General features: G+C 60.9%; 15 protein-coding genes. All 15 read right to left on the bottom strand.

What is annotated here, in order from left to right; all coding sequences use genetic code 11:
- Positions 1-159 precede the first annotated feature (159 nt).
- The 15 genes from BLV92_RS27185 to BLV92_RS32780 all read right to left on the bottom strand — a co-directional run bounded on the left by BLV92_RS27185 (position 160) and on the right by BLV92_RS32780 (position 18,296).
- Positions 160-654 carry a hypothetical protein gene (locus BLV92_RS27185; RefSeq protein ID WP_143040742.1) on the bottom strand — a complete coding sequence of 165 codons (495 nt, stop codon included), beginning with the start codon at positions 652-654 and terminating at the stop codon, positions 160-162.
- Positions 651-1,166, bottom strand: a complete 516-nt coding sequence (gene tssJ, locus BLV92_RS27180; protein ID WP_090551639.1) for a type VI secretion system lipoprotein TssJ — start codon at positions 1,164-1,166, stop codon at positions 651-653. The genes BLV92_RS27185 and tssJ overlap by 4 nt, the downstream gene beginning before the upstream one ends.
- Entirely contained in the window at positions 1,166-3,025 is a 1,860-nt protein-coding gene (tssF, locus tag BLV92_RS27175) for a type VI secretion system baseplate subunit TssF (protein WP_090551637.1), read from the bottom strand. The genes tssJ and tssF overlap by 1 nt, the downstream gene beginning before the upstream one ends.
- Positions 3,022-6,663 carry an ImcF-related family protein gene (locus BLV92_RS27170; protein WP_090551633.1) on the bottom strand — a complete coding sequence of 1,214 codons (3,642 nt, stop codon included), beginning with the start codon at positions 6,661-6,663 and terminating at the stop codon, positions 3,022-3,024. The genes tssF and BLV92_RS27170 overlap by 4 nt, the downstream gene beginning before the upstream one ends.
- A complete protein-coding gene (locus tag BLV92_RS27165) occupies positions 6,644-7,924 on the bottom strand; it encodes a hypothetical protein (RefSeq protein ID WP_244283956.1) in 1,281 nt (426 codons plus the stop codon). The genes BLV92_RS27170 and BLV92_RS27165 overlap by 20 nt, the downstream gene beginning before the upstream one ends.
- Positions 7,924-8,184: a PAAR domain-containing protein gene (locus BLV92_RS27160; protein ID WP_090551631.1), complete on the bottom strand. Its 261-nt coding sequence runs from the start codon at positions 8,182-8,184 to the stop codon at positions 7,924-7,926. The genes BLV92_RS27165 and BLV92_RS27160 overlap by 1 nt, the downstream gene beginning before the upstream one ends.
- A gap of 98 nt (positions 8,185-8,282) precedes the next feature.
- Entirely contained in the window at positions 8,283-8,717 is a 435-nt protein-coding gene (locus BLV92_RS27155; protein WP_090551628.1) for a hypothetical protein, read from the bottom strand.
- A complete protein-coding gene (locus BLV92_RS31855; protein WP_143040741.1) occupies positions 8,717-9,370 on the bottom strand; it encodes a lysozyme family protein in 654 nt (217 codons plus the stop codon). Before BLV92_RS31855 ends, BLV92_RS27155 begins: the two co-directional genes overlap by 1 nt.
- A complete protein-coding gene (locus BLV92_RS31850; protein ID WP_143040740.1) occupies positions 9,318-9,695 on the bottom strand; it encodes a hypothetical protein in 378 nt (125 codons plus the stop codon). The genes BLV92_RS31855 and BLV92_RS31850 overlap by 53 nt, the downstream gene beginning before the upstream one ends.
- Complete coding sequence (locus BLV92_RS27145) at positions 9,692-10,225, bottom strand: hypothetical protein (RefSeq protein ID WP_090551623.1); 534 nt, start codon at positions 10,223-10,225, stop codon at positions 9,692-9,694. The genes BLV92_RS31850 and BLV92_RS27145 overlap by 4 nt, the downstream gene beginning before the upstream one ends.
- Positions 10,222-12,636, bottom strand: a complete 2,415-nt coding sequence (locus tag BLV92_RS27140) for a hypothetical protein (protein WP_090551620.1) — start codon at positions 12,634-12,636, stop codon at positions 10,222-10,224. The genes BLV92_RS27145 and BLV92_RS27140 overlap by 4 nt, the downstream gene beginning before the upstream one ends.
- Before the next feature lie 4 nt (positions 12,637-12,640).
- Positions 12,641-15,013 (bottom strand): type VI secretion system Vgr family protein, encoded by a 2,373-nt coding sequence (locus tag BLV92_RS27135; RefSeq protein WP_090551617.1) that lies wholly within the window; start codon positions 15,011-15,013, stop codon positions 12,641-12,643.
- 835 nt (positions 15,014-15,848) lie between these two features.
- Positions 15,849-16,388 carry a hypothetical protein gene (locus BLV92_RS31845; protein WP_143040739.1) on the bottom strand — a complete coding sequence of 180 codons (540 nt, stop codon included), beginning with the start codon at positions 16,386-16,388 and terminating at the stop codon, positions 15,849-15,851.
- A gap of 598 nt (positions 16,389-16,986) precedes the next feature.
- Positions 16,987-17,877: an AAA family ATPase gene (locus BLV92_RS27130; protein ID WP_244283955.1), complete on the bottom strand. Its 891-nt coding sequence runs from the start codon at positions 17,875-17,877 to the stop codon at positions 16,987-16,989.
- The gene (locus tag BLV92_RS32780; protein ID WP_244283954.1) at positions 17,793-18,296 is read right to left on the bottom strand and encodes a TnsA endonuclease N-terminal domain-containing protein; all 504 of its coding nucleotides are present in this window, start codon (positions 18,294-18,296) and stop codon (positions 17,793-17,795) included. Before BLV92_RS32780 ends, BLV92_RS27130 begins: the two co-directional genes overlap by 85 nt.
- Between the last annotated feature and the right edge of the window lie 85 nt (positions 18,297-18,381).

The following is an 18,381-nucleotide window of genomic DNA, read 5'->3' as shown; positions in this document are numbered from 1 at the left end:
GACGTAATGTGTCGACAGGCATCGTCCACCGTGCGTTGCCGCAATCGCCTGCAGTTCTTCGATCGTCAGCGCTCGACCCATCGTCACTCCGGCTGGCGCAGGCTGCACATCACCAGCGTGTTGAGCATTAGCGAGATCTGCTGCAGGTCGAGCGCATAGTCAGCCAAGCTGAGCATCGTTCGGCACGGCCTCGCCACGCGCCACAGTCGCCCGTTGCGATGCCCCCAGCAGCAGGGAGTCGGTTGCGATCGCGACATAACCCGCCGCCGTGTTCGCGCTGTCCGCGAGCATCAACGCGCGCAGAACCGGCGATGTCGCGGTGGGCATCGTGCCGATCTGTCGCGTCGCGCGATCCAGATGCCGGCCCGCAAGCCAGACGTGATACAGCGGGCTGCCAACGCCCGCCTTCGCGTCGGGCACGCCGGCGGCGTCCGCACGATCGAAGGCGGCCGCCGCGTCCACCGGCACCCGCGACAGCTTCGAGCGCAGCAACAACGTCGCTTTCGCGATATCGGTTGCACCGGTCGCCCGAAGTTGCTGGCACATGCGATCCGCGTCGCCGGACGCCCCTGAGTCCACGCCTGCCACTGCAGCCTGTGCTGCCATCAGGGCAGGCAGCACCGCGGCAACCATCCATCTGCGTAGTGGCTTCATTTGTGCTCCGCATCGATTTCCAGCGTGCGGTCCGCTGCTAGCAGCCTCACCGGGTCAGTCTTTTTCCACTGCGATTTCGGAATCAGCACCGACCACTCTGCATCGGCGGTATCGCGAAAGAACGCCGCCACACCCACGAAGTTCGCCGCGTCGTCCATTGGCTCGGACAGCTTCAGCGTCTGCCCAGGCCCGAGCGTCACGTCGCGGCTCCAGAGCGTCGACGCCTTCAGCGCGTCACTGCCGTTCAGCAACTGCGCATAGGTTGCCGTCGCAAACGGCTTGTCGTCCTTCAACTGCCAGATGCGCAGCACAACCGGCAGCGACACGCCCCGCGCGTCCTGGTTCAGTGCGCCGCGTGCCGTGACGACAACATCCATCTGCTTGACCTTCGTCTCGAACACCGCCTGAGTGGCGGCCACGGTGCCATCCTTCACGGACTGCCACATGCCGCATGCGCTGACGGCCAGCGCAAGGCCGACGCCGCACGCGCCCCGGATCATTTTCCTGCGCATCAGAATGGTGCCCCCTCGAACTCGATGCGTGGATAGACTATCTCCCGGCCGTCGATGCCCAGCGTCAGCCCCGTCGCATGGTGGACGGCCCCGTAACGCCCGATGAAATGATTCAGCACGTCGCCGAACAGCACGGCATCGCCCGGCCCGTCAAAGGCACTGGCATCGAGATCGACGTGCAGCCGGACCTCCTTGAGGATGCCGCCATGCGCCAGCACCCGCCGCCAGGACACCCGCACCTCCCGGATCGCGTCGATACGCAGTGCCGCAGCATCGTCCGGCGTCCAGTCGTAAAGCTCCAGCACCTCGCGCAACGCCGGCGCGCCCTCCGGATGGAAGCGGTTCAGTTCGTTCGCGCCGCCCGCAGTGTGGTGGCCCAGCACGCGCCAGTCGTAGCCCGGGTAATAGCGCGGCGGATAGAGTGGCAGGCTCGGTGCCGTGAGGTTGCGCACCGACGCGATGCCGGTAAAGCCGGTGACCGTCTCGGTGATCGTCGCCTCGGACAGCGCCATGCGCGGCAGGCGCCCGTTGTTGGCGAACACCCGCGCCGTCAGGTAGCGGTCCGGCGGTGGACGGTCCTCATCATTCTTCGCGTCCGCAATCGTGCCCTCCCATAGCTGTCCCGAGAGCGATACCCACAATTGCCGCCCCGTCGGGCCGAAGCGCGTCGCGGTATGGAAGTACCGCTCCGGTTGCTCGTAACGCAGCATCCAGCCGCGATGGCGGAAACCCGTGAACGCCTTGTAGGAATACTGTGCGCTGTCCTCCGGATCGGCGGCATCCAGCGCGAGCACGTCATACGGTTCGACGTGATCCGCCAGGCCCTCCTGCACGCGGATCTGGTGCTCCCGGTCATGCCAGCCAGCAGGCCGCAGCGGCAGCGCGTCGACCTCGAACAGGTTGATCACGGGCGTACAGAACAGGCGGAAGCTGTCGCGAGTCACCGGATAGTCGCCGGGGATGCGCCCGTCGAGTTCGATCTCGAAGGTCATCTGTTTTTCCCCGCCGGGCAGCACCGCGCTATCGAAGCCGCACAGGTCGACGAAGTGGAACTTCTGCGGAAACACAAAGTACTCCAGCATCGTCTGCTCGCGGTCGAGTTCCTCGTCGCGCTTCGGGTCCAGGATCGGCCACAGCCGCGTCGACGGACCGAACCCTGCCGGCTCGAAGCACACCCTGGCCAGCCGCTCCAGCGCGCCATCACGTACCGATGGCAGGCGCAGGCTGACGGACCTCACCTGATGGATCAGCGCCGCGTAGAGCGCAGCGGCAGCCGCCCGGTCGCCGTGCAGGTACAGCCGGATACGCGACAGGTCGATACGCTCGCGCTGTTCCCCAAGCCACAGATCGAACGTGAGACGGATCACCGTGCGCCCGTCGGCACGCACCGCCACCGCTGCGTCCTCCACCGAGAGCGGCAGCAGCTCGACAGCCCGCGTGGTCCGGTAGAGGCACTGCACCGCTTTCTGGCCGACGGGTGCCGAGTGCACGACAGCCCCGGCCGGGATCTGCGCGGTCGTCGTGGCGGTACGGTTCAGGGGACTGCATTCGATGATGGACAGAGACGGAATTGGTCGCGCCGCATACTCGAACAGATTGTCGAGAGGTGCCTCGGTGATCTCCGGCAACCCATCGTCGAGTTTCCCGCGCAGCCGCGCCGCCAGAAACGCAAAGCCTTCGTTGACCGCCCGCACCTGCTCGTCCTCCTGGCCATACTGCATGCCGAGACGCCGTGCAGCATCGGGGTGGTCGCGCACAAACTCGCTACCGGCTTCGCTCAGGTAGCGCATCTCGCCATCAAATTTAGTCAGGAACGGATTCGCCTGGTCGGCCTGGTACTTCTTCCACGGTGCCGTCATGGCTGCAACTCCGGGGGCAACGGTGGCAAGGAGGGTAGTCCGGAGATCTGCCCCGCCCGGCCCGTTATGAAAATGCGCTCCGGCATCTGGAAGCCGCGAAGCTTGAGCAGGTCCAGCGGCCCGGCCCCCGCCTGCGTGCGCAGCACGTAGCGCAGCGGTGCCGTCTTGCCCTCCGCACTATCGTTTGGTGTACTGGTCGCTGCAGGGGCTGCGGAAGAGGCCTTCGCCGCGTCGCTACCCGCCCCACCGTTCCAGACCAGCTCATAGCGCGTATCGTCGAGCGGTTTCACGCCGGCCTTTTCAATCATGCGCAGGAACGCCCAGTCACCTGTCGCGTCGAATGCGATGCGCGTCCCCGCGTCCAGCGACTGCCAGTTCAATGACGCGTGGCCGTTCAGGCCATTGCCAGGCCATGCCAGCGGCGACCAGGTTTCGTGCTGGTTAAAGTAGACGACCGGCTGGCCGTCCACCGTCAGCTCCGTGCGCGTCACGGTGGGCGTCGGCTGCGGCATGAGATTGAAGTGATAACCCGCTTCGCCTTGCGCATAGAGGTGTGCACCCATCGGGCCGATGAGGCGCAGCATCGCGAGGAACTTTGGATCGAACTGCAGCGACTGAGGCGCGAGTTCGTTCGGCACCCACTGATCGCCCTGGCGCTTGAGCACGCCGGTCAGCTCGATGTCGATGAAGCGGTTGATGAGTCCCGTGTCAGGGCGCACATAGCGGCCGAATTCGGCAAAGGACGCGTCGGCGCTCGTCGAAGCGAATGGATAGCGCGAGGCAAACGACGACTGGAACGGGGCTGCCACCGCGGAGCGCCATGCGTCGTTCAGGCTCGCGGCGGCGGGTTGCAGGACTGCCTGCCAGGCTGCATCGAGCGGCTGGACGAACAGGGTCTGCCCGAAGCCCGCCCACTGCGCACCCAGGCTCGCGGCGGTCAGCGCCGCATCGTCGCGCGCCTGCGACAGATCGGAGAGCTTGCCCTGGAAGATCGCCTGCGCGAGCGAGCGCGCCATCGCCTGCGCGTCCGGGCTCGCCTGGATCTGCTGCAGCTTCAGGCGCACGGTCGTATCGGCAGTCAGGACGCGCGAGAGGCTGACGCCGCTGAATGCGGCGGCATTCGCAATATTGCCGCTACCTGCCTTGCTGTTGCCCGGAGCCGCGCTGGCGTCGCCCATCAGCGCCAGCAACGGGCCGAACGTGCGGTCCAGCGGATTGACCACGGGGGCCTGCACCGCATCGCTATCGCCCAGCAGCCCCTGCGCCTTGCGCACCAGCGTGTCGGTGAGTGCCTGCGAGGGACGGCCCGCCTCGCCCTGGTACTGCACCGACTTCATGACTGCCAGCAGCGGTGAGGTTTGCGCATCGGTCAGACGCGTGAGCTGGTCGATCACGCCCGAGAAGCTCGTCGCGCCGATCCACCGGAAGCTGTTGAGCATGGTCGCCCAGGCTGCCGTATAGTCCGTGAAATACCGGTCACGCAGGCGCTTTTTCAGATCGTCGGCGCTCTTCCTTGCGTCGAGTGCAGCCTGCGCCGCGTCGACCGCGCCCTCCACGGCGGTGGCGCTGATCCTGGCGGTCGGCTGGTCGCCAGTCAACACCCAGTCGCCCTCGACGTGCTGCCTTTTTACGGCATCGTCGATGGCCTTTTCGATAAAGCCCTCCCACGCGGCGCGCGTGAAGATGCCCGGCACCGCCTGCGTGGTCGTGAACAGACCGTGCGCGTCCGCGCCAGCGAGCAGCGTCGCCAGCGATACATCGGCATACTTGCCGCGCGCCTCATCAAGCGCGCGCAGGTAGAGCACATCATCGCTCGCGGCAAGGCCGATCTGGTTCACGAGCGTCGAGCGCAGCTGCGTGACGAGCGGCATCGATGCGTTGATCCGCCAGCCGGGATGCGCCTTCAGCCGATCCGCCCAGAACCCGGCGAGCTGCTGCGAGGTGTCGAGCCATTCGCCCGTGCGCATGGTGGCCACGGCGGGCCAGACCGCCAGCATCTGCGCCTTCAGGAACTGCGCGTCGGTACGCGAAGGAGTGGCGAGCATGAGATACGCCTTGAGGCGGTTGTACGCCTGCTGCTGCGCGTCGTGGCTCTGCTGTTCGTCGGCACGTACCTGCGAGAGCTGGGCAAGTTGCCCTTCGAGCGCCTGTACGACCGGCTGCTGCAGATTGCGGGTCGCCACGGTCTGGTACGGCCGCCAGAGCGCAGCGAGCAGGTCGTCGTTGTGCGAAACGCCCGCGCGCAGGTACCAGGGCACGCCGTGCTGCTGACGGTATTCGAGCGTCGCGATCTCATTCTGCAGGGCAAGCTGCGCGCGCAGCGCTGGAGGCGTGCCGGGCGTGGCCGCGAGCGCCTGGGTGGCGGTCGTTTCAGCATCCTTGACGAGTGCCCGATTGCCCAGCCCGGAGATCACCATCAGCACGATCCAGACGAAGGCCCCAATCACGACGCACCACGCAAGCACGTCGGGCCAGTACAACCCCGTGCGGCGCCCCCGATAGTTCAGCACGGAGGCCGCAATCTGCTGCCACACCGGCAGCAGGGCGCGCGGCTGTTCGCGTGTCACTTCGACCACCGGTACCGTCGTCGCGACCCCTGCGGGTGCGTCGTCACCGTCATTAGCGACCGGCACCGGCACGGCGGTCGTCCCCGGAAAGACTGGAGCGAACAGCACGCCCGCCAACGGTGCACGTAGCCAGTTCGATGCGGCGAGCCTGCCTACGACAGCGCCAACCCGTGCGGCATGGTCGCTGACATACTTCGAGACGTCCATCAGCCATACCGCTTTCTCGCGCGTATAGAGACGCACGCCCGCGTCCGCCGACCTGTGCTCGATCTCTGCCAATAGCTCCGGCAATCCGGAGGCAGCTTCCCGCGCCTGCCTACGCGCGGCGTCCGGCATGAACGCCCCCACTGCGTCGAAACGTTCGGAAGGGCTGCCCTTCGCCTCGACGGGGTGCAGGAAGGCGACCGGCGCCGCCCACCCCAGCGAGCTGGCGATACCCGAGAGCGTGCGAGGCAATTCGGTATCCATATCGTCTGCACGCGCGACATGCACCACGCCATCGACCGGGCGGCGACGCAGCTTGCGGATCTGGCCTAGCCACTTTTCTTTCCCGATACCGTCCGGCGCAGCGTGGACGAGAACAGTTTCACCAACGTGCATGATGCCCGCCTGCTTGAGCCCCGGCGCGACCTGGTCGACACGTTCATCCGTGCCGTTCAGCAACAGCCAGCGCAGGCGGCGTTGCCAGCGCCAGCCATGCGAAACGCGTAGCTCCTCGTACACGCGCTGCAGTCGCGCATCGCGCTTGAGCGACTTCGCTGCCTTCGTGCGGTCGCCGGTTTCAGAGCGGAACAATCTGGCGGCCCCGCCGTATGCGCCCGTCGATACCGCGAACAGATGAGCGATCACGACGACAACCAGCGCGATCGGAATACCGATCAATAGCCGCGTGCGAGGTGCGCCATCCGCGATGCCAAGACGGTCATTCCCGAACCAGACAAGCAGGAGTGCCGCGATGGCGAGGACGAGCGCGGCGAGGGGCATGCCCCAGATGGCCACGCGGCTCGGAGCCGGTTTGCTGGCAACGGCTTCGGGCTGCATGTTCTGCAGGTTAGTTTTGGGAGTCGTCATGCGTGGAAGCATTGGTTTGTTCTGCGGGTATGACGTGGAGGATGGCTGACTGCAGGCCATCGACAACCAGTTGCGGGCCGTCCGTGGCGCCTGCCTCAATGGCAGCGGCAATCGCTAGCAGGCTGTTTGCCGCGCCCACATTGCCGACAATACGATCGAGCCGGTGCTGTGCGGCGTCCTTCGATGCGGCCTGAAAACCCGCGGCACAGAGGGCGCGGTCGCTGTGCTCAACCGGGCGCGTGATCCACGCGCGCGTCACCGCTGCGGCCGTGGCGTTGCCCCAGATCGCGGCATTCGCAAAACCGAACTCGACCTCACCGTCGAGCCCCTGGACGGGCCGGTGCAGCGCAGCCTTGTGACGGACTTCCGGTGGGAGCCTGAAGTAGCCGGGATCGAGCAGCACGGCGGCACAACCTTCGGCGCAGCCTTCGTCAATGGCGTCGTCGTACCATGCTGCGGCAACCGCGAGAAGAGGTCGTTGATCGCGGGCGTCGAGCCAGCCATCGGCTACGAGCAAACCATCGGTCGCGGAGACGGCCTGGACCTCAAGTGGAGGTAACGCAGCCAGTCGCAACGCCTCCCGGACATGAGCCACGTACAGGCCCGCAGTCTCCGGAGTGGCCAGCACGCGTACCTGAGGCCAGTACGGCTTTTCGTATCGGGTCAGCGCCTGGAGACTTCCTGCCAGCGGTTCAAGCGCAACACGGATCATCTGGACAGCGGGAGCAATCTCTGTCAGCACGCCTGCGTCGCCGCCCTCGCTTTCTTCTTCACCCGCCACGGGCAGCCCGGCCAGCAACGGGTCATGGTCCTCAAAGCGGTTGCACAAGACCTTACCCGAGCCATGACGGGAGCTCTGCATCTTCAGAAGCGACTGCTTGCTTGCGAGAACTTCGGCAAGGGATTTGCGCGCCAGCGGCAGGCAATACCCAGCACCAACTACATGCAGCGGGCGCTGCGCGAACCGGATTTTCTCCGCCAGCCAGCGGTCGCGATGATGGTTGCGCCAGTACGCGCGATACCACAGGACCTCATAACCTGCCCGGGCAAAACCGAGCAGAACCAGGAACACGCCGTTTGGTGCCCCGACCATCCAGCTCCAGAATTCGAGGCCACGCGCCGGTTCGCCCTTCGGCCACGCAAGCAGCACAAATACCGGACCGAACACGTTGCACACGAACCACGCCGCCGCCCAAGGCCAGAAGCGCATCCTGGGCGGATACCCACTGAGGCGTCCGGCGGGAGAGAGATCGACCGGCATTACTCGATGTTGAAATTCATGAGCGACGACAGTAGACGGCAGCCGCACGCGCAGCGGTAATGATGGAAGGCAACCCACTTGCCGTCGCGATCGGGGAACTTCTCGTAGCCCTCATCAATCGTGGTTGGCCCGTGCTGCTCGCAGATCGCCTCGTCGCCCTTCCGGGCGAGCGGGCGGCCCATCACCTCGAACCACGGCGAACCGCCCGTAACTTCGCCGCCGTGTTCGAGTTTGTCGCCTTTGCGGATGGGAGATTGCATATGTTAATGAAAACCCTTTAGCAACTTCAGCACATATCGATAAAAATGCGCCGCATATTCTTCAAATCGAACGAAATCAAACAGCAGGTTTCGTCACATCACCAAATGCATTCGGAGCCATTTTTCCCTAACGCCTCCGGATCAAAAGTAAACGGAATTTGCTTACGAGTCCCGTAATTCTTGTACGTCATAGAATATACATTCGCACCTTGACTCATCATTTCATACTCCCCCGTGATTTTTCCGCCGTAAACTTCATACCACGTAGTCGTCACCTGATCCGGACGCCCCGGATTGATCTCTTCCGATTCTTCACTCTTTGGTACCAACGTTATTGCTGATTTCGCACCGCGATACTTCAAAAATGCTCCAGACCATTTTTCAGCATCATCGTACAAAACATGAAGGCCGAAATTCTTTGATCCCGCTCCATTAGAATCGAAGCAATATACCTCCTCTGAAATTTCACAGTGCGCAACTGCTGGCAGCAATATGACAGCGATAGCAAATAGCTGGCTAATAACTTTCTTCATTAGGGAGTCTGCCGTTCAATAGATGCATTGATGGTATGAGTCGTTTTATAAAATTTCTTTTTCGGGTGTTGATGCGGTGGATGGCCCTCCATAACAGGAACACCCTGCGCATTCAGGACCGGTTCTTTTGTGGAGTTTCCCCGCCAGTCAAAAGTTATGGCGACCTGTTCACTTTTAAAAATCTCATCAGTAAGAATGTTTCGCAAATAGACGACCGATTGAAGACGAACCTCCAATCCATTAAGATTTTCAATGGCCACGTAGCCGTTAACATCTTTACTTGCCTTGATCGCATCGTCCTGCGTAACGCCAGCATCCACGTGCGACAGCATTCCACTTCGCTTCACAACATAAAAACAAGCACTATCGACACAGTTATCAGTATTTTGCGCCCCACTATTATCTTTGGCGATCAAGACATCAGGGTCCCATCCAAGCGCATGGAATTTCTCTGGCACGACTCCAGAATGAAATTTTCGAAAATTCCCATAAGGCTCATAATTTTCGAGGTGTGTTAGCTGAATAAGCCCCCGCCCATAATAGGGACTATAGGATTTTTGTTCACCACCGATCTCCTTGACCAGGCTCAGTCTGCCAGTCTCAGGAATAACGTGCGACAAAAAAATGAAATAAGCGAATCGAGTTAATTCCATACTTTCTCGTCCCAATATTGAACGATTTATTCCATTTTTCCGCATGTGAAAGCGCGCTATTCCACGCCAACTTTGATGGTCGAAATTGAGTCAACTCTAACTGCAGTAGGCTACGCGGAAAGCACTCTGCCATTTCCTGAGCATTAAGCCACGCGCACTTCCTAAAGTGACGAATAAACGCCAGCGGATGGAAAAACCAAAGTTGCTGCCCGGCAAGCGGCGTCTTGTCCAGAAACTGAAACTTGCTCAGGAAATCGGTGAACTTGGTGTATCCATCCGGGTTGGTATCTTTCTGCTTGCCGAAGAAACCATATGGGTCGTTCAAGTCCTTGTAGCGTTCCTCGTTGTTGGACGGATCCCACTCGCTGCGCGCCTTAAACACCAGTTATGTATCGGCATGGTGCGAGAGAAAATAAATGCTTGGCCATTCCACAAATATTGATTCAGAGAATAGTCCGGGTTATCTGGATCGCTGACACTGTACTCAAGAATCATCGGGATTCCGGCCTTGTTGACCTGGACCTTGACGCCGGTTCCATACGAGATAAATTGAAATGTGTACTCGCCATTTTTTTCCGCGAATACTCCTGTGTAGGAGTTGGTCGCCGTCAAGGTCGGCTCAACTAGACACACCGAAAGGACCTGTCCGCGGAAGCGCTCTTCGTGTTTTTGAAATTGCAACCCGGCCTTGAAATCCTCCATGGAGCACGAATCGGTTGCGCCACAGACAAATTTCTGCATTTCCGCGTCTGCGTACAGCCTTTCTGCCATCTTCTCGTGTTGCGCATCAGTCCCGCAGGCGCACGCCAAGCCGGAGAAGCAAAGCAAGAAAATCAGGATGAAAACATTCTTCATGGCCGTTGCTTCTCCAGCGAGACTTGAATCGTATGCGTGGTCGGGATATATCTTTTCTTCGGATGGTGCGTAACGGGGTCCAAGGCGGGCTCGCCGTTCGCGTCCAACACTGTCTCAGTTGCCGATCTTCTCCGCCAGACAAAAGAAAGCTGTTCCGAGGACCCACCTTCAATCAGATCCAGCAGAACATACTTGATGTAGACAAACGACTGCAACCGATGGTCAAGGCCATTCACGTTTTGATTGGGCACATTGCCATTAGTGGATTTGGACGCTTGAACTGCCGTATCGATCTGCAGCCCACCGGCATCGGTTGTCTTGATGGTGTTCGTTCCCGTCGCGGTCATTTTCCTGCAGGTCCAATACAAGGCGGCGCTATCGGCACAGTTATGCCGGTTGAACGTCGTATTCGTATCGGCCATCAATACATCTGGGTTCCACTTGATACTTGAAAATTTTGCAGGGACGGACGGATCAGCCGGAAACTTCCTGAATTCACCGTACTTTGAGTAATTCGGCATGTGCGTCAACTGAATCAAGCCTCGCCCATAGTACGGGCTATAGGGCCTGTCCTCGCCGTGGTACTCACGCACGGCCTTCAGCCACCCGGATTCCTCCATCAATTGAGCAAGAAAATGGGTCGCCCTTTCCTTTGTTGAGCTGATGCGGTACTTACGCAGAGCCAGGTTCAACTCCGACTTCCAGGCGTTGCCTTGCGCCAAGAAATCATTCCAAGAGCGTGTTGTCGCCACAAATTGCGTTCCGTGAAGCGAGAGCACCGAACGCGGGACACATTGCGCAATTTCCTCGGCAGCGAACCACTCGCACTTTCTGAAATGCCGGATAAATGCCAGCGGATGGAAGAACCAGAGTTGTTGCCCGGCAAGCGCCGTCTTGTCGAGAAACTGGAACTTGCTCAGGAAATCGGTGAACTTGGTGTACCCATCAGGGTTGGTATCTTTCTGCTTGCCGAAGAAACCATATGGGTCGTTCAGGTCCTTGTAGCGCTCCTCGTTGTTGGACGGATCCCACTCGCTGCGCGCCTTGAACACCATTCCCCTGAGCTTCTCGTCCACTCCATCCGTGTTCTGCACATAGCTGGCAAGCTGCAGATTGGCCTCATCGTTGTTGTTCAGATCGGCTTCAAGAGGTTGTGCTGATGGCAGCGAATCCTGAATACCGGTCAACCCACAAAGCGTGGCGTAATCACATCGCCCGGCGTCGTTGAACGGCGTGTTGTCACTATCCACCTTTTGCCAACCCGTAAAGAACGGGAAATCCGCGTCGGACAGCTTCTTGATGCTATCCGGCGCAATGTTGACATAGCCCAGCGTACCGTTCTCGTCGAACGGCACTGCGATCCAGGTGGCACACGCCGCCCCCGTCAGCGTTGGATGGTCCGATAGAATGCGCCCAAACCGCAACAGTTCATAACCATCACTCGGGCACGCCGGATAGAGGGCCATCGCGCGGTCATACAGGTCGTATTCGTAGCGTTTTTGGGCGTTGTCATATGGGTCCGCAATGGGGTCGGGCGTGAGCAGGGTCACGTTGCCACTGCCACCCCTATCGATCCACGCGCGCGCAAACCGCTGCCCCTTGTTGAACCATGCCTCGACATAGAGCGTATCGCCTGCGCCAAGCGAGCCACCCGGCACGCGAGGAAACCAGGTCTGATCCATGCCCGCAGGCTGCGGATAGAACTCTCGCGGGCCAGAAATGACGAAGTAGCTGTGCCCCCAGTAGTCGCCCGTGGTCGGCTGAGCCGGCTTTTTCACTCCGATCTGTACCTTGTCGAACCAGGCCGTGAAATCGGCGTCCGCCATGAAGATTTCGAAGTGCAGATGCGCCACGCCCTGATGCTGGCCGACGTAGCCGAGCATGTCCTTGCGGTACACCTTCTTCGTGCCCCCCATCTGGACAACGCCATCCTTGCCCCCGGCCGTATCGAGCAGCCATCTGGGTAGCGCGTTCGCCGAGCCAGTCTGCGGCGGATCGTTAGGTTGGGGGACGATGTGCTCCTGGCTGGTCATGTCCAGCAGGTGCATGTAGAGCGAGTAGTACGTGAGCGTGCGGCCATCGCCCGTATCCGTCTTGTGCTTCAGCAGAACGAAGCCAGCATTCGAATTCAGCACCGGCTGCCCGGTCGTCGAATCGGTCGTGCCGTCCGAGATGGCGTTCTTGCAGACCCGGTACGCCACAACATCTCCATCAGCGATCGCACGGACAGGTTCCGTCTGCTCGCCCGGGTTCAGATGGATGGCGCAATGAGAACGCCGGTCGAAGGTGACCGGCCAGGCCCCGTGATGGCCGATCTCGAACTGGTCGATGAGGTCCATCATGGGGTCCGGCTTCGACGCGTCGCTGGCCGTCAGGCCCGATGCCGGAAGAAAGGGAGGGCTGATGATCATGGCTTCAATGGGATGACGAATACGGGTCGGAAATCTTCAGGCTGCTCTTCGGCAGGGACGGCAACTGGGTCGGCACGTTATCGGGGCCAACGAACGTGAACGAGCCCGCCTTGATGGTGAACGCACCGGGACAATGGAACGTCATGTTGCCGCCCTCGATTTCAAGCGAGGCCCCGCCGCTGTTGAGCGCGATCTTCGTTTTCGCGGCAAGCTGAATGTCTGCGCTTTCGCTGGCAACGCGGAGCTGCTGCTTCGCGAACAGATCCATGCCATCAGTGAGCGCCGAGGCCGTGAACTTGCCCTTCGCAGCGGTGAGGTTGATGCCGAGCTTGTGCGCGCACAGCGAGATCATCCCGCCCACCGCCATGCGCAGGCGCTGGACGACGCTCACGTCCATGTCCTGGCCAGCCGTAACGATCGCGTTCTGCCCCGCTGAGTGCTGGATCGACTTCGGCGTCACGAACGCCATGCCGCCCGGGGCGCTCGCGAGTAGCCCCGCGTCGCGCAGCTGGTTCAGGCCGTCGAGCAGCGCCGACTGCGTGGCCCGATCAGCAGGATCGGCCCCGGCCTGCGTGGTCGCCGATGCCAGATCCGTCACACGCTGGAGGGCCGCCTTGAGCTGCGCAACGGCGGCAGGCATGTCCAGGTGCGGCGTGTCGGCACCGGCTGCTGCGTCCGCCGAAAAGAACAGTCCCTTCGCGGCGCGCATGGTCGCCCACGCCTGGGTCGTCGCCTCGTAGCCCGTCCCGCGCGGGAGCTTCTTGCTGTTGAGCAGATAGCCGAGGTTCACCGCCGACTGGCTGTACACTGTCGCCAGCCGTGCGCTTTCCTTGTCCTTCAGATCGTTGAAAACGACCTCAGCACCGAGCAACGGCGAGCGCCAGATGGCATAGCTATACAACGCATCGGTGCCCCGAACCGGATCGCGGTGGGCATAGTCGTGCAGGGCTCCGGTGATGTGCATGCGGTCCACGTCCGCGTGCGCCCCCTCCAGCAGCACCTCGGTATCCGGCAGCAGTGGCGCGTGCAAACCGCCCTGATCCGATGACGACACCCGGACCAGGCGCAGTTTCAGCAGTTGCCGGTCGGTGTTGCCCGCGCCCTGCAGGAACTTCGGCAGGACGGGATAGCGCCCATGCTCGTCCATACACCCGTAAGGCGTCGAATCAAAGGTTGTCACAATGCCGACGACGGGACCTTTCAGAAAACGCCAGTCCCGCTCGTAGTCAAATTTGGGCCGGTACGTCAGATGCGCGGGCATCGCCTTGAAGCGGGCGTGTGCCGGAGTCGTGCGGCTGCCTTTCATGACCATCGACGTGATCACGAACCCGTATTCGGCGCGCGGCACCTTCACATTGGTCGTTTTCATCACGACGCCCGGCGCAATGCCCAGGGCGTTCGTCGTGCCGGAAAGCGTCACCTGGCGTGCGATCTGTTCGTCGCGCCGCATCTGCGTGAGCGCCTCGCCTTGCTGCTGCGTCAGATGGAACTCTGCGCTACGGCTGACCTGTCCGAACACCGAGCGGTCGCCGGCTTCACTGGAGACATTTACCGTCGCCCGTAACGGGTCTTCCGGCGTGCGGTAGTTGCGCTCGTACAGTTCAATTGTGGCGGGCACAAGGGTACGCGCGTCATTGAGCGACAGCACCGCCTCGTGGCACCCCGCCGAGAGGCCCGAATCCGGGATCAGCGGAACCTCGACCGAACGGATATAGGCGCGCGGATTGTTGGCAAAGACAATCGTGTCGAGCTGGCCATTCTTGCCGCGCCCCTGCTTGTAGAACCAGAAAACGCCCTTGCGACGGCAGTGCCGGGTGATGAAATTCCACAAGGATTCCTCATACATCACCACCTGTTCCATCTTCTCCAGCAGCCCTTCGATCTGGAACTCCACGTCAAAGGCGTCGAAGTTCTTGCGATCAACCAGCGCCTGCCGGATCATTTCCTGCAGCGTCACGTCCTTGAAGGTATCGGACTTGATGATCCGCTTGCAGAGAGCGGCGAAGCGCGGCTCGATGCGCAGCCGGTAGGTCGCTTCGTCGCGGCTCACGCCGATACGCTCGATACGCGTGATCACGCCATTGAAAGTGGCGGCTTCATGATCGACGGATTCGACATAGCTGACCGAGGGCACGGCCACGCGCTCATCGACCTGCAGCCCGGCACGCCGTCCGACGTACTGCTTGCCGTCGAGATCGAGCTGCGACGAAGTCACCGTCACATCCGCCGTATAGTCCTTGCAGAATCCCCCGCGCACCCGGAACTTGACCACGTCAAAGTCGTGTTCGAGAATCCCGACCCAGACCCGCAGACGCTGGCTCAAACGCGCGCTCGGGTGGCGCAGCGCGTCGGTGAAGCTTTTGGTCACAGCATTCATTCACACATCCCATTCCGGTTGAAAGGCACGAGGTGAGGTCGTTGCTTTCGCAGCTATCGGCACCGAAATTTAGGGGTTGCAACAGAAAAGCGTCAATCAGATTGAACAGAGACGTCGGAATTAATCAACGTTTATGTCAATCAATATCAGAGATTGACCAATCTTGTTTTTCGAGATGCGATTGAGTGGTAATGAGATTCGCGATCGCGTGGAAGGGGTACCTACTACGCATTTTCAGCGAACGTGTTAGCGCAGACTGCCGCGCTCGATCATTCTTGATCCGCCTCATTTCCGGCGTCGATATGCCCGGCCGCCAATAGCCTGACCTCGCCACGCAGGGGGACCATCCCATTTGATCGTGATTCCCGCTCCGGACAGTTTTTCCAGCACATCGATATTTGGAGCCAGTGGTAACAAGTGCTCCCATCCACAGTATTCGATGATTGCCTGGGCAGCGTATAGTCCTACACCGGACAGAACTACAGCTTCGATCATTGGAGGTGCGTCTCCCCGTGCGCCCAGCACGGCATATGCCCACCACAACCGCCTTGCCCTGAAGTGCCACGTCGACTCCCGGTTGTCGATAACCCGCTTGAGCGTGCGTGGATATCGCTCGCGGTGCCGGGGCGTGTCCGCGACAGACACAGGGAGCGCTGCGAGCATGCGCTCCTTCGTCACCTGTTGCGGTTTGCCGGACCGTGCGAGTAACTCGGCGGCGACCGTGTCCACGTGCGCTGCAAAACGCTCGTCGTCCGGTGACGCTGTTTCTGCAGACGACCTTCGGCTCGCTCCGTCCGTTCTCGGCGCTGAGAGCGTTTCAATAAGCCATTTCCGGTCATGCTCGTAGAGCCACGATGTGATGCAGATTCGTTCTGCGCCACAGGTCTTCAAGCGTCGTTTTCGGATTTTTTGTTAGCTCGTCCCGTATCCGGCCCTGGTGCGCTGCACGTGGTGTGGATGAAGGCAACGCCACGGAACGCACAGAATGGGACTCAGCCGCCCTCGTGCCGCGAACTGCATCCTCATCGGACACTCGTTGCAGGGCAAGCGCAAACTTGTCTCGCGTACCAAAAAGATACATCGCCAGCAGCAGGTGCCGGGTAATCGGCATATCCCAGGTGGTGCTGTCGCCACCTGTCAAGCGTATCCAGAAGCTCATCCTCTTTGAGGCGAACGCCGGATCTATCGCGGAAAGAAAGGCGTCACCCAATTCTCCGATCAAGTGTTCCTGGAAGGCTTTCGCCTGTACCTGCGATCCCCATCCGAAGCCCAATTCGCGAATACGGCTCTGATACGCAGCACGCAGGCGATAGCGGCCTACCTGACCCAACGGGTAATCAAGCAGATCGTGGGCGAAACGCGCGTAATCAAGCATGCCCCGCAGGTCCAACGCACTCGTGTCTTCCGCGCCTTCCACGTGCCAGCCACAGTGGCAGGCGTGCCACGGTTGACGCAGCAGACGTGCGCGAAACTGGAACGGTCGACGACATTGAGGGCAGCTCGACAGCAAGCGCCCGCCGTGTCGCCAACACACGCTGCCGCCCGGCACGTGGTGGGCACGGTGCCAGTAACCATGCCAAACGCATGAACGTCCTCTTTCACGCATGCTGGACACAACCGCGCTTCTCCGTGATGCCCGACGACGCGGCGAGGTAGCCGACTCACCATGGCGCCAATGTCTGTGGCAGTGGATTGTGGCCCGCCGGCCAGAAATGGCTCGAACAGCGGCCACAGCGTATTCTGTTCCAGAAGCTTTTGCCGTGCCGCAGGCGAACTGTGACCCGTGCGATCCGCAAGATGCAGTATCGGCGGCGACACGATTTGCTCCAACGCAAACGGGGTGCTGCCAAACAGGTCCAGAAATGTCTCTGCCTCGACCCGGTTGCCCGACAGCACGTGATGTCGGGCAACGCGCGACTGGATGGTCTCGTCAGGCAGCGACGGAACAAAAAACAGGAGTGCCGGCCTCGAAGTCATGAGGCAGCATATGCCGTCGAAAATTCAAGAGCATCTTCCAGCAGCCATCCGGCGTCCCGTAATGCAACAAGCGGTGCTTCATGCGCGGCAAAGGCGCGTGCTTCGGACGGAATCCGCTCTCCAGCGTTCGCAGTGCTGGTCGCTGGATTTCGGGTCATTTCGCCCACTTCCGGCGAAGATGGCACAGCGCTTGCGGCGACCGGTCGCCGCATATTACGAAGCGTCGACAGCTGTGACGGCACGCGCGCGTCCCTGTCGATCACTCCCATCATCGCGGCAATCTGGGTGTCGGGTGGAAGCAGATCCTCGAATTTCGCCATGCGCGTGGTGTCGCCGCTACGCAGTGCATCCAGCGCTGGTTTAAGCAACTGCATCCGTGTGTCGGCGATGGTGCGCAACAGTCTGGCCGTCAGGCGTTCTTCGCCCGTATGGATCGCGTGCCGCTGGGCGAGCACGAGCAGCTTGATCAGGATGTCCGTCACGCCTTGCGCCAGGTCGTACAGCACATTGCGCGGCTCGACGGTCAGTGGCTCTGCATGGCGAATCCACTGGTACTGCCATGCAGCGTCCACCAGGAGCGCCCATGCCGGATCGTCACTCGCCGGCTGCCTGAAGTCGCTCAGCCCGAGTCCTGTGGCGCGCCTTGCGTTGCGCATCACATCCGAGAAGAGGTCGATCATCGAATTTGTGCCAACGAACACGACCGGTATGCCGATGCTGTTGATGAGGTTCACAAAGAAGTTGAGCATGTTTTCCTTGCCACCGGTCTTCGCCACACGCAGATGCTGCAGTTCGTCGATGGTCAGCATGCCGACGAAATGAGTGCTCGCGATCTGTTCAATCTGGTGAAGCCAGCGCCTCTCGCCCAGGCGCGACCGGTGAACCACCAGATCATCAAATTGACCGTTCGCGCGAACTCGCGAACCGAACCGTCGTCTGATTTTACGGTGACGACGAAATCGGTCGTCATCACGAAAGGCACGGTCGTCCCTGCATAAAGTGGATAGCGGATGCCACGTCGACGGGCGATATCCTGGACCGATGCAACCGGAAGAAGAGGGAACTGTTCGCGGATATCGACAACGCGCTCTGAAAATTCGAGCGCGGCAAGATAGCGATACTCAAGATCGGAGAGCACGTGATGAATGCGCCCAGTCTTGAGCCCATGGACCTTTCGCGAACGTCCGCGTGACGGAACATCCTGCACGCGAAGCCATGGCTTGTATCCTGCGCCGACGCCATGCCCATAGCCTTGGGCCACATACCGCTCGATGTCTTGCTGTGTCCTGAAACGTCTTGCCCGCATGCCAGCTCCGTTGAATGAGCGGCAGGAGGGTAACGGCGCGCAAACAGTTTGTGTCTAACTATATTGTCTCGTGTCAGACTTTATT

This window comes from Paraburkholderia caballeronis, from assembly GCF_900104845.1.
Classification (GTDB): Bacteria; Pseudomonadota; Gammaproteobacteria; order Burkholderiales; family Burkholderiaceae; genus Paraburkholderia; species Paraburkholderia caballeronis.
Note: the sequence above shows the minus strand (reverse complement) of the source record. Positions and strands in the feature narration are given on the sequence as shown.